Source organism: Cerasicoccus maritimus (assembly GCA_031296935.1).
GTDB lineage: Bacteria > Verrucomicrobiota > Verrucomicrobiia > Opitutales > Cerasicoccaceae > Cerasicoccus > Cerasicoccus maritimus.
On the sequence record JAVDPD010000040.1, the window covers coordinates 1 to 12,713 of the forward strand.

General features: G+C 57.2%; 9 protein-coding genes and 1 pseudogene. 6 read left to right on the forward strand and 4 right to left on the reverse strand.

The features are described 5' to 3' along the window. Nucleotides 1-381, forward strand: a pseudogene (locus RBB62_RS18860) (hypothetical protein); the annotation flags it as partial. 767 nt (nucleotides 382-1,148) lie between these two features. On the opposite strand, the gene RBB62_RS18865 reads toward RBB62_RS18860, so the two are convergent. From RBB62_RS18865 to RBB62_RS18875, 3 genes are all read right to left on the reverse strand, one after another. Beyond that, a complete protein-coding gene (locus RBB62_RS18865) occupies nucleotides 1,149-1,538 on the reverse strand; it encodes a transposase (protein WP_309400805.1) in 390 nt (129 codons plus the stop codon). A gap of 218 nt (nucleotides 1,539-1,756) precedes the next feature. Continuing rightward, nucleotides 1,757-2,056 (reverse strand): STAS domain-containing protein, encoded by a 300-nt coding sequence (locus RBB62_RS18870; protein ID WP_309400806.1) that lies wholly within the window; start codon nucleotides 2,054-2,056, stop codon nucleotides 1,757-1,759. A gap of 50 nt (nucleotides 2,057-2,106) precedes the next feature. Further along, nucleotides 2,107-2,607, reverse strand: coding sequence for a hypothetical protein (locus RBB62_RS18875; RefSeq protein ID WP_309400807.1), 501 nt, complete (start codon nucleotides 2,605-2,607; stop codon nucleotides 2,107-2,109). Between the two features lie 127 nt (nucleotides 2,608-2,734). On the opposite strand from RBB62_RS18875, the gene RBB62_RS18880 reads away from it, so the two are divergent. Together RBB62_RS18880 and RBB62_RS18885 are read left to right on the forward strand one after the other, a co-directional pair. After that, nucleotides 2,735-4,183 (forward strand): hypothetical protein, encoded by a 1,449-nt coding sequence (locus RBB62_RS18880; RefSeq protein ID WP_309400808.1) that lies wholly within the window; start codon nucleotides 2,735-2,737, stop codon nucleotides 4,181-4,183. A 263-nt stretch (nucleotides 4,184-4,446) separates the two neighbouring features. Further along, the gene (locus RBB62_RS18885; RefSeq protein WP_309400809.1) at nucleotides 4,447-5,640 is read left to right on the forward strand and encodes a TolB family protein; all 1,194 of its coding nucleotides are present in this window, start codon (nucleotides 4,447-4,449) and stop codon (nucleotides 5,638-5,640) included. Between the two features lie 376 nt (nucleotides 5,641-6,016). On the opposite strand, the gene RBB62_RS20350 is transcribed toward RBB62_RS18885, so the two are convergent. Beyond that, nucleotides 6,017-6,568 carry a transposase gene (locus RBB62_RS20350; protein WP_425499903.1) on the reverse strand — a complete coding sequence of 184 codons (552 nt, stop codon included), beginning with the start codon at nucleotides 6,566-6,568 and terminating at the stop codon, nucleotides 6,017-6,019. 178 nt (nucleotides 6,569-6,746) lie between these two features. Here RBB62_RS20350 and RBB62_RS18895 point away from each other — a divergent pair, with 178 nt between their 5' ends. From RBB62_RS18895 to RBB62_RS18905, 3 genes are read left to right on the forward strand one after another with little or no spacing between them, the layout of a single operon-like run. Next, a complete protein-coding gene (locus RBB62_RS18895; RefSeq protein WP_309400811.1) occupies nucleotides 6,747-8,777 on the forward strand; it encodes a multiheme c-type cytochrome in 2,031 nt (676 codons plus the stop codon). After that, nucleotides 8,774-10,891 carry a hypothetical protein gene (locus tag RBB62_RS18900; RefSeq protein WP_309400812.1) on the forward strand — a complete coding sequence of 706 codons (2,118 nt, stop codon included), beginning with the start codon at nucleotides 8,774-8,776 and terminating at the stop codon, nucleotides 10,889-10,891. Before RBB62_RS18895 ends, RBB62_RS18900 begins: the two co-directional genes overlap by 4 nt. A 4-nt stretch (nucleotides 10,892-10,895) precedes the next feature. Next, complete coding sequence (locus RBB62_RS18905; RefSeq protein WP_309400813.1) at nucleotides 10,896-12,623, forward strand: ferric reductase-like transmembrane domain-containing protein; 1,728 nt, start codon at nucleotides 10,896-10,898, stop codon at nucleotides 12,621-12,623. The last annotated feature ends 90 nt before the right edge of the window (nucleotides 12,624-12,713 follow it).

Below are 12,713 nucleotides of genomic sequence, written 5' to 3' on the forward strand. Positions count from 1 at the left end.
GTCAAGTGGGATGGAGCTCGGACGCTTACGTATAACCATGAGCGTCCGCACGAAGCATTGGACATGCTTGGACCGGCCGACATTTACCGCAACAGCGCAAAGCGCCTCGGTGAAAAAGACAAAATCCGGTATCCCCAGGACTATCAGGTCAAGCGGATCAGTGGGGCAGGGCACCTTTCCTACCGGGGCTCGAACTTTTATCTCAGCGAAATTTACTCTGGCTGTCGTGTTGGTGTATACGAGAACGACAAAGGCATCATCGAATTGCACTATGCCAATCTCCACTTGGGAAACCTTGAGTTCGATAGTCACGACGCCTGGCGCCCAAAGGCATTGATTATTCGCCCGGACAAAGAACCCAGAGCCCGTCGTCCTGAATGAATAATTTCAAGCAACTCTACGCTCTCCGTCGCTTGGCTCCAGCCTTGCCGCTACGCAGCACCCCTTCGGGGACGGCCGAAGCCAAGCGACGGAGAGCGTGCCACCCAACCACGAGCTTGACCTCCCGTCCTAACCACCCAATAACCAACAAATCTGTAACCTATGTCCTTGTGTAAAGTGTTACCGATGTCTGTGTCGTTCCATTGAGGGATACACCTGACCCTGTGCTATGTTATTTCAATTCCCACACCTGTGTTTTCAAAAAGAACCGCTGCTGTACTGAAGCAACAACAGTGGCTGTATTTGGTCGATAACCGATGCTGTACTGGGGAAAGAACCGAGCGGTTCTTTTCGAGTTTCCTACGTAGGCTTTTCGGCAACAACCGTATAGGCTTTGGCGAGTTTCCTATGTAGGCTATTGCGAGTTTCCTACGTAGGCTTTTTCGTGGAAGCGCGGGGACAGGGTCAGACGTGAATGGCGCTAAGATTTGGTTCCCAATCGTTTTCATTTCAGCCTTCTTGAGGAAGCGACGACCATCTGTTTTCTTGGCGCAGTGAGGTATTGGTATCCTTTGGGCCTTCGTTTGACCGCTCTGGGCTCAGAGCGGTTCGGTCGAACCGGAATCGGATCGGTTCCGATGCAGCGTAGCAGTTCACTGATGGCGGCTTTGCGTTTGGTTCGATTGGAAGCGTTGGCGATAGCTGGGCTGACGTAGGCGCTGTCGGCCCACAGCACGGTATCGCGGTCGCTTTCGCGCAGCAGTTCTTCAACGGGCTGCGGAGTCGTGCACGGCGGCATCGGTAACGGTGAAAGTCTCGATAAACTTGCTGGCCGCATCGACCTTCACGTGGTTTTTGTAGCCGTAATAAGACTGGTTGTTCTTCTTGGTCCAACGGGCCACGAGGTCTTTCTGACACTGGCGTCGCGGCTTCTTGGCAATACGCTCAGGCACCTCACCGCGCTTGATGTGTTCGTTCTCGTGACGGCCGTTGCGTTGCTTCGGAGCTTCGACGAAACTGGCATCGATGATCTTGCCGCAGTTGGCAATCAGCCGCAACTCGCGAAGCTTTGCATTGAAGAGTTCGAACACCCCAGCATCCCAGTCGATCGCCGCCAACCGATCCAGGCTGCTTTTACGCTGCGAAGCGGTGTCCAAATGCGACAAAATATCGAACAAATTCCTTTGAACACTCCCAGTTTTTACGCGTATATCCTAAAACATTAGGACACAGTAGAGGAGTCGAGGTTAATCGAAGTGGCCATAGTTTGTGATAGTAACCTGTCCAACATTACGGGACCGGCTCAAAACAATTAACGGGCGAAAGCGCACAACTTATTTTGAAGCGAATTTCACTGATATCAGGACGCTTCAATCTAGCCGCCTTCAATCTCGAAAACCTTCTGCAATCGGAGCAGTGTCAGCACCCCCATCACCTCAGGACGCACATTTCGCAGGCCAATCTTTGCCTCATTGTATTTGGAGATACCAAGCAGCAGGCCAACTCCAGTACTATCAATCAGCGCCACTTGCTTGAGATCTACGACGACTGCGCCACCAGGCGCCTCTATGGCTTCCTGCATCGCCTTTTTAACGGAAACCGCGTTGGCGGCGTCGAGGGCTGAGCTGTTGATAGTAAGGACTAAGGTTCCTTCGATGGTTTCGGCTTCAATCATGGGGAAATCTGTCAGTAAATTAGCGAAAAGAGGGCAAAAAGAGCGGTGAATCAATCCAAACCGAGATCTTCGCGCTTTTGCTCCAATTCTGCACTACGCTCTTCAAACTCCATAGTCTGATGAATCAGCGCTTCCTCGGACTGGTGAATAAAATTCGCACGCTCGTCGAGCATTTGCCGAAGCTGGTCAAAGCTGTCCAGCTCACGCAACATATCAATCATAGCGTCCAGTGTATGCTGGAGCAGCTCGACTTTAGCCTCCAGCATCGCCAGACGTTCGTCAGAGGCATCGCCAGATATATCATCCTCACTGCTCTGCTTTGCTTTGGCCTTCTCTTGGACTTGGATCCAGCTGCTATCCTCGCGATCTGCGTGATCCACATGGATCACATGCATCCGCGATCGCGGCAGCTCACCACAAATACGCTCCACCTCGGAGCATGCCATCGGACTGTCCATTATCTTGCCATCCACGGCCAACCACCATTCATCCGCGGACTGGGTGTTTTTGAGGTATTCATGAAGCGCCAATGTATCCATGAACTCATTCATAGGCACGGAATATAAAATAGCAACCAAGGATACAGGCTCCAAAGACAATTTAAACGACCCACAGCTTATCATTCATGGCAAAAAAATTATTTGCCATCGCCCGATCATTCAAGTGATATAACACGTAATGAAGCTTTACCTCCCCCTTCTCGCGATCAACACGGCCCTGCTAGCACTATCTCTGCAAGCAGCTGTCTCGGATACCATTACCGCTAACGGCATTACCTGGAAACTCAGCAAACCTGCGGAAACGGGCACGTTCGTCACTGGCGATCCGTGGGTCATTGGCCCGGTGGAGGTCATCAGCATCACCAACTCTAAAAACTCGCCCCAATACACACCTCGAAAAGGTCAGAACGGCTCAATGGTCAATCCACTTGCCGGTGACACAGATCGTGAAAAGCAAGGCTATGACGACGCCTTGAGTAGCTACGACGAATCACTCAATGCCTCCCTGCCCAACGGCATGCCCGTCGCCGCCGACAACCCCCTGCGCCTACCCACCGGCTCAACACTCATCTCGATGACCAGTTGGCTCTATAACAGCACAGACGACGCAGAGCCCGGCACTCCCAGATTCAATGGCGGCACCCAGGCACCCCGCCCCACCACCCGCAGCGCCGGGGTGCTGACCGTGCTCGACCAAACCCCGCCCGCTAACGCCTTCCGCCCACCTTACGTTGGCGCTGACAAGTCCATAAAGTACACCCTCAGTGATGTCCACTGGGACCGCCTAAAGCATTTGCCCGCCCCCACCAACACACCCAACCCCCAGCAAGTCATCGAGAGCATTAAGCTGCCCTGGGTCGATCACGTCTTCGAATACCTGGGCGCCATGGTCCACCCTTCCGAACACATGCCCAACTACGGACGCGACATGGGTAACATCGTCGTCAACGCCTCACTAATGGTAAACACCACCATCCCCGAAAAACAAAAGCGTGAGCTGGCCATGTATCTCATTCAGTATGGCATCGACTCCACCGGCATCGCTGACAATGGCGGCGGCTGGCGCGCGAATGGCGGTCATGGGCTCGGGCGCAAATGGCCCATCATTTTCGCCGGTCTCATGCTTGATGATCAGCACATGCAAAACGCGGGACACTGGGACCGCACCTTCAATCAGGGCGTCGAATTTCAGGAAGACCAAAACTATTTTTATGTATCGCAGGAAGACGTCGCGCTCTCCAACAGCAGCGCGTGGAGCCCCGATCACCGCAACGTCAAAAAAGGCCAGGCAACCCCCTACAGCCAAGCCGATATCGGCCTGCCCGAGTGGGGCATTCGCCACGCCTACAAGCCCGCTTCGGATAACAAGCACATGAGCGCCATGTATCGAGACATCAACGGCGGCGTCGCCCCAGGATTCGCCTTGGCAGCTCTCATCATGGGCGCCCGCGACACGTGGAACCACGAGCCCTTCTTTGACTACTGCGACCGCTACTTCAGCCACCCGGAGCGCACAGCCCGCGGAGCCAACTCGCTCAGCCCCTATATCATGACCATGTGGCAGGAATTCCGCGCTGACTGCGGCCCCATGTGGTCCGCCGACCAAATGGCCAACCACCAGATGTAGTCTGAAACTTACCCTCTAAGAGGGCGTCTAAAAACTCAAGTGGTCTTCCCCGGAGAGCATCTTCGGGGTCAAAATATCATTTCTTCATCTCGACGAAACTGGTTTCGCCTCGATTCAGAAGCCGAAATTTTGCCTCCCGAATACATCTCGCCGACTCGATCAGACTTTTTAGACGCCCTCTAAGGATCGCCCCCAATCCCCATGAGGCATATTTTTTTAAATTCCAGTTGAACCGAAACGCCGTCGTGATTGTCTCTTCAAACATGCGCTTGTTTCGACTCATGGGCCCACTGCTCGGCCTACTCTTCGCTCTTTCGTTTAACGCCTTTGGACAGGGGTTCGTTATTGAAGAGACCATTGCCAAAAAAGTCACGCCCATCGCGGTGGACAGCTCTGATGCGTCCGTCGAAACCCTTGGCAAAATGGCCTTCAACTGCCACGGTGCCTTCCGCTTGGTCAAGGCTTCACAAGCCCGTGCTGTCGTAAAGCTCACGCCGCTGGGCGCCACGCAATGCAGCGTCAAAGTCATTTCCGGCAACCCGGCGCAAGTCCTCTACCAAGGCACGGTCAGCGGCTCGAATCTGAACAACGCCACCCTCCGCGCCTGCGATGCCGCCGTTAAAGCGTTAACGGGCAAGCCCGGCTTTTTTGCTGGCCAGCTCGCCTTTATCTCCGATCGCACCGGCAACCGCGAAGTCTGGATGGGCGACCTGTTTTTCCGCAACGCGCGGCCCATCACCAACGACCGCTCCAACGCCCAGCGCCCCTACCTCACGCCAGATGGTCGCACGATTTTCTACCGCAGTTACTACAAGACCGGCGGTTCAGACGTCTTTAAGCAGGATCTGGCCACCGGCCGCCGCATGCCCTTTGCCGCCTACAAGGGCACTAATGCTGGCGGCGCCGTGAGCCCCGACGGTCAAAACGTCGCGCTCATCCTCTCCTCCCCTGGCAATGCCGAGCTCTACATTCAGGATGTCAACAAGTCCCGCAAGCCCAGACGCCTCACCACCAACCGCACCGTCGAAGCCGACCCCACCTGGTCGCCCAACGGACGGCGCCTCATCGTGGCCTCCGGCGCCGGCTCGCCGCAACTTTACGAGATTCCCAGCCAGGGCGGCGCGCTCCAGCGCATCCCCACCAACATTTCCGGCTACTGCGCAGAACCCACCTGGAACCCGCTCGACGAATCCAAGATCGCCTTCACCTGTAGCATGGGCGGCGGCTTCGAACTAGCGCTCTACCAGTTTGGGCAAGGCTCCGCCAAAGCGTTGACCAGCGTGTCCGGCAACGCCATGGAGCCGATTTGGCTCAACGATGGGCGCCACCTGATCTTCACCGAAGAATTCCGCGGCGGTAAAACCAAGCTCGTCATCCTCGACAGCGAAACAGGCAAGACCACCGCCATTACCCCATCCAATTTTGGCAATGCCTCCCAAGCCGCCTTCGCCTACTAGGGAGTGTTGAATTAATATCTGCCGATCACTCAGGGCCCCTGCCAGACGGTTTTTGTCCGCACGCAGTTAGATCACTGCGGCCTGATCGGAGAATTTGGAAGAAAAATGCTGCTATGAAGTTTTTTGAGTCAAGCATGCTGTTTGTTATTTTTTTCTGGTTGAAGTCCTCCCTCGTTTGCTCGCTTGTTTTCAAGCGGCTTATACTGCTATGCGCGCGCGATTTACTCGGCGCTTAATGACGTATTCAATGTCGTTTGAGGGTGGCAGGCGGTCTCATCTCTAGAACGGGCTTTGCCCATACACTTTTCCAGACGCGCTCCTTCACCGAAAGGTTTGTTTGGTTGGTGTTTTTCTACTTTGTTTATCTTGAGCGAAGTTATCCTATTGACGGTTTGATGAGCAGGCCGATTTGCTCGAGGGTGGTTTGGTCGGTAAAGAGTCGCCACAGGTCCACGGCCAGTCGTCGTGTGACGGCGACGATGGCTTTTTTCCTGGCTGCCGGGGAGGTTTTCTTTTCCAGCAAGGCGGCGCGGAACTTTTGGATCGGCGGGTAGTCGGGCTGATAGCGCACCAGGCGCCAGGCGCACTCGACCAGCTTGGCGCGCACGCGCGGGTTGCCGTGTTTGGTGATGTGGCCCTGCCGTCGCTTTTTGCCCGAGGAGTGTTCGCTGGGGCACAGTCCGGTGTAGCTGCTGACTTGGCGGCGGTTGTTGAAACGACTCCAGCCAAACGGACCAGCCTCGTAACAGGCATACACCTGCTCGGCCTCAGACTGCTGCTTGCTCACGAAGCGAAGAAAAGACTCACGAGTACGAAACTTTTGCGAAGTCTGAGGCGTGCTGCCATCAACTTGACGAACCACCACGTAGCTGTCAGCGTGAACATCGATGCCGAGCTTAACGGCCAGGTATTGTTTTTGATCTATCATCAGTTGCCGGGTCCAGCAAGGGCTCAACCCGGCAACTTCATGTTATCTCTAGAGCCGAACGGAGGCTTTATGCATTGGGGCGATGGCTTTAATTCCCCTTATTTAGAGGGTAGGTGCATTTTTCGTCTGGTCTTGGGCCATAGTAATTTTATGAATGGTCATGCTAATGGCTTCTACTGTGTTCACCAAAAGATTGGTCGGCTACTCAATTTTCACGTTGGCTTGTTGTGTCGGCGCGCAGGCTAGCGCGTCGCTGGAAGACACGATTAAGGCGGAGATTCAGGCCGCGAAAGACGATTTTCACAAAGTTAAGCACCAAGTCAACGACGAGGCCCGCCAGATCGAGGCCAAGGACCACATGTTTAAGAATCCCACGGAGATGGCCGAAGGTCATTTCTGGGACGCCACCGACCTGAGCCCCGAGCTCAGCAAGCACGTGGCCGACCAGGCGCACTTGCACCTGATGACCCAGAAAAAGTTCCCGTCCGCGCAGGATTGCTCGGTCTGCCACCCGTTTCACTTCGAGGGCTGGGCGGCCTCGGGGCACGCTTATGCGCAGGTTAGCCCGATTTTCAATGCCATGCAGGGCACGTTCATCGAGCGCACCGGCGGCACAAATGGCGACTTCTGCATCCGCTGCCATACGCCGGTTGGCATGACGCTCAACGAGCCGCTTTTTACCGCCAATGAAAACCGCGCGCCGATCTCACGCGAGGGCGTCACCTGCGTGGTCTGCCACCGCCTCGACGAGGAGTATGGCCGCGTCTCAGGCCGCTTCCCGATGAAGGAAGGCCCGATTTACGACGAAATGTATGGCCCGCTCGGCAACGAGGTGATCAAGGAGGTCATTGCGCGCTACTACGTGTCGCCGTCGCCGGATGTAAACCCCGGTGCCGAGCAGATCCACAAGGGCACGGAGAAAGTCAGCGTCTTCCAGAAGCCCGTGTTCTGCGGGATGTGCCACGATGTGAACAGCCAGAACGGCTTTCGCCTGGAGACGGCTTACACGCAGTTCCTCAACTCGCCCGCCGCCGAAAAGGGGCAGACTTGTCAGGACTGCCACATGTCGAAGACGCCCGGCCAACCGCTCAGTGGCTATCACCATGGGCCGGTAGCAGAAATCGGCGGACAGCCCACTCCCAACCAGCGCCTCACCGACCACTCTTTCCACGGGCCGGACTATTCGATCATTCATGCCGGCGTTTATCCGCATTCGGTCGAAGGGCCCGCGATTGCGCCGTTCCCCGAGTGGTTTAATTTCGACTACGCCGCCGGTTGGGGCTCGGCCAAGTTCGAGCTCGAAAAGGCCGGCTCCACGGACTTCCCGCAGTTCTGGCGCGACCGCAAACTCCGCATCCGCGCGCGCATCTTCATCGACAACCAGATCAAGCGCATGGAGACGTTTAACGTCGGTCGCTTGCAGCTGCTGCGCCGCGGTTATCAGTTCCGCTCGTTTGAGCTCACGCAAAACAACGACGAGGGCATCGAGTTTGACCTCACCATTCAAAACGGCACCGACGGCCACGCCGTGCCGACCGGTTTCGACGCCGAGCGCGTGGTGTTTGTGCAAGTCACCGTGACGGACAAGGAGGGCACGGTGGTTTTCCAATCGGGCGACCGCGACCCCAACGGCGACTTGCGCGACGACCTCTCCCGCTACGTGCACAATGGTGAGGTCCCCTACGACGAATTCCTGATGAGCCTTCAGTCGGACTTCCTCGCGCTCAACTTGCGCGGCGGCCAGCGTCCGGAAATTTTGACGGTCGATTACTCAGGCACACCGCAGCCGTTTATTCGCCCGAACACTGCCTCCAGCCTGCTCGTCGGCCACCCGCCGGACACGCGCAAGGCGGTCAACAGCCTACCGCCCAATGGCAGCCGCACTGGCACGTATAAAGTCCGCCAGGACCAACTGACCGGCAAGGGGCCGTACATGGTCAACATCAAGTTCATCTCGCAGATGATGCCCGTGCACTTGGTTTGGGACGTGAGTGGCGTTGGCTTCGACTACGGTCTATCGGCTAAACAAATTGGCGAGCGACTCGTCGGCGGCGCGCTGACTTTGTGGGAGCACAACATCGTGCTCGACGCGCCGACGGCGCACATCGACCTGCGCCCGACGGAGGAAGAGATCGTCACCACGGACAAGGACCCTTACGCTCAGAACAGGTGGTACACTTACATCCAATCGCTCTTGCATCGCAAATGACGCCCACCCGACAGTTGATTCGCTGGATGCGCCTCGGCCTCTGCGCCTCAGTGTTGGCGTCGCCATTGGCGTGGGCGGAAGACGCCGCACAGGCCGAGGAAAAATCCGAGTGGCAGAAGATTCTCGATGAAGCGCACCAGATGAAGCAGGTCGCGCACGAGAAGTTTGAGGCCGATCTGGCCAAGGCCAAGGCCGCCAAGGACGCCGCCGTTAAAAAGATGGATGCCGACCTGGCTGCCGCGAAAAAGAAGCTCGTCGCCGCAGCGGACAAGACGGAAGCCGTCGTCAAAGCCGAGGCGAAGAAAGCTGCCGCTGTCGCGAAAAAGGATTTCAATGCGGCCATCGACGAGGCGAAGAAACTTGAGCAACAAGCTTCGCAGGACTTTCACCAGGCCGCGGCGGTCGCCACGCAGAAGATCGATGCCGCCGTCGTGAAGGCGGAGGCCGAGGGCAAGATTCTCAGCGCCGACGCCAAGGAGGATTACAACAAGGTGAAGACTGAGTTAGGCAAGGAAACCAAGACGGTCGAAGCGGATGTGATGAAAGACTACGACCAGACCAAGGCGGCGCTCTCTACGGAGGCAGCCAAGGTTAAAGATGAGGCTAAAAAACTGGTTGGCGACGATGCTCCTCTACCTCCCCCGGGCTTTAGATCCGGCAAGGCAATTCTTGCCAGCACTGGCCGGACTGAGTCCTACTTTGTGCCAATAGATGCCACTCCGATCGATAACCAGATTCTACAGGAAGGCGAACTCGTCGATCAGCCCAAGGCCAAAGAAGAGTCACCGGCGCCGACCGCTGACCAGCGCAGCATCGTCACCCGTATTAAGCGTAGCGCTTTGCTCGACGAAGCGGTGCCGCTGGCCACCTTGCCCGACCGCCCAAACCTGCTTCTGAGCTATGGCGATCCTTTCTTCGGGCCGGGCCCGATCAGCGAGGGTTTCGAGGTTCCCACGGGCTCCGTCTGGAATCCGCAGCTCTTTATCTTCGGCGACTTCACGAGCGCCGTGCAGACCTTTGACGATGGCACGACGCAGACTACCGAGTGGGTCAACGCGCTCGATGTTTACGGCAACGTCAACTTCACGCCGACTGAGCGTTTCCTGATCGGCTTCACGCCGCTGGACCGCGATGGCTCGTTCTCCGGCTACCAGTGGAAGCCCAAGGGCGACTGGCTGGATGCGATTAATGGCAACGTCGAGTTGCTGTTCTTCGAAGGCCGGCTCACCAGTATTTTCCCGGGCTTGCTGGAGTCGGACATCAACTGGAATTACGATTTCTCCGTCGGTCGCCAGGCCTTATCTTATCAGGACGGCTTGCTGCTCGACGACACGATCGACAGCTTCGGCGTCACCCGCACCTCGCTCTTCCTGCTCGGCAGCGCGGGCACGACGATCACGGGTTTGGTTGGCTGGGATAACATTTACCGCGGCGCTGGCAGTAACGTGGAAGACAAGGGCGCGTCGCTCTTCGGACTTTTCACGCAGTGGAATTACGACGACCTACAAATTCAGGTGGACATGACCTTTGTTGATGGCGGCACGACCGTGGGCGGCGACCAATACAACGTCTCCGTCGGTGCCAACAAACGCTTCGGCGGCTGGCTCAACACCACCACGAGCATAAATTACTCCGATGCGTTGGACAAGCCCAGCGTCAACAACGACACCGGCGTCTTGATCTTCAGCCAGCTTTCGATGCAGCCCGCGCATACCGTCGACAATCTGTATCTGAACAGCTTCCTTGGAATCGACAACTACACCTCCGCCGCCCGTGGCGCAGAGTCCGGGGGACCACTCGGGCAGACGGGCATTCTCTTTGCCGCGACGGGTTTGGGTGATTTCGGACCCGCGCTCAATTCCAGTGGGCGCAACATGATCGGCGCGGCGGTTGGCTACCAGCATTACATTGGCGACATTAACCAGCAGATCATCGGTGAAATCGGCGGCGTGACGAATCTCAAGGGGCCGGGTACCTCGCAGTTTGCCATCGGCGCTGAGTATGAATACGGCTTCTGGCAGCACTTCATCCTGACGCTGGGCGCCTCCGTGACCTTCCAGGAAAATGCAGACACCGGCTACGGTCTGCGTTCGGTGATCACTTACCAATACTAGCACCATGATCGCCAAGCTTCTCCGCAAAAAGTCTGTATTCTTCCCACTCTTGACGCTGCCAGCCGCATATGCCGCGCTGAATCTTTACGCCAGCGATTTCCGGGGCTGGGACTTTAGCGACTTTCAGGACTTCCTCGGAAATACCGCGATGGGGATGCTGATCCTGGTGCTCAGCCTCACCCCGCTGACCCGACTGCTGCCCAAGTGGGGCCTCGCGCAAGCGTTCAACGGCCACCGCCGGGCGATTGGCATCAGCTGCTACCTTTACGCGGTCAGCCACTTCTCGTGCTACCTGATCGCGATGCCCGCGCGGGACAGCATGGTGCAGGACATTCAGGAGTTTTTCTATTTGAAGGTCGGCCTGATCGCGCTGCTGCTCCTCACGCCGCTCTTCCTGACGAGCAGCAACCTGATGGTCAAATTCTTCGGCTACAAGCCGTGGAAACTCCTCCACCGCTTGGCGTATTTCGCGGCGGCCTTCGTGTTCCTGCACCGTTCGTTTGGCGAAAAAATCCAGCTCTTCCAAACGATCCTCATCTTCCTGCCGCTGATCGTGCTGGAGGCGTTGCGTATCCTGCAAAGCTTTTTCGGCCTCTTCAAAAAGAAGCCACCCGCCGCCGTGGTGCCGCAACCCGCCGCGCCCGCTGGCCCGGCTTGGCAAGGCTACCGTTCGTTCCGCGTGGATAAAAAACAGCCCGAGCGCGGCGGCATTTGCTCCTTCTATTTGAAGCCGACCGACGGTGAGCCGCTGCCGCACTTTAAGCCCGGGCAATACCTGACTTTTCAGTTCGCCGTGCCCAGCCAGGAAAAGCCGGTCATGCGCTGCTACAGCCTCTCCGACGCGCCGGGCCAGGATTACTATCGCATTTCGGTGAAGCGCCAAACCCCACCGGCAGACAAACCTGACGTCCCGCCCGGCGTTTCCTCGAACTACCTCCACGACGAAGTGAGCGAAGGCGACGTTTTACAGGTCAAAGCGCCTGCGGGCAACTTCACCCTCGAAGATGAAAAGATTCGCCGTGTGGTGTTCATCAGCTCCGGCGTCGGCATGACGCCCGTCCTGTCGATGCTCAAGCACCGCGTGCAGGCTGGGCTGTCCGCTGGCGACGAGGTGTGGTTCTTCTATGGCGCGCGCTCGCGCGAAGAGCATTTCATGGCGGAGCATTTAGAAGCGCAGTCCAAGCAGTATCCGCAGCTAAATTTACGCGTGTGCTACAGCCGTCCGCAGGAAGACATCGACATCCTCGGCGTGCACTTCCACCACAAAGGCCGCGTTGGCGTGGATATTCTCCAGAAGGAGCTGCCCGACAACGCATTCGATTTCTATATTTGCGGCCCAGGCCCGATGATGGCCGATGTCGTGCATGGCCTGGAGGAATGGGACGTCGCGCCCGAGCGCATTCACTTCGAAGCTTTCGGCCCATCGACGGTCAAGCGTACCAAGCCGCTGCCCAAGAAACCAGTCGCCGCTGACGCGGAAACGAAGGTGACCTTTGCCAAGTCGAAGCAGGAGCTCGTGTGGACCGGTCAGGCCGACAACCTCCTGGAATTTGCCGAAGCCGCTGGCATGAAGCTGCCCTTTGGCTGCCGCGCCGGTGTTTGTGGCGCTTGCAAGCAGAACATTGTTGAGGGCGACATCTGCTACGCCGACCAGCCCGCCGCCGATCCGGGCAAGGGCGCCTGCCTCCTCTGCCAAGCCAAGCCCAAGGGCAACCTGACCATCGACGCGTAGGGCGGGCTCAGCGCGAAAAGCTCCAACACTCGCTGAAGCTTCGCGTTCCTACAAAAAAAGGCAACGCTGGTCGCGTTGCCTCTCTGCATT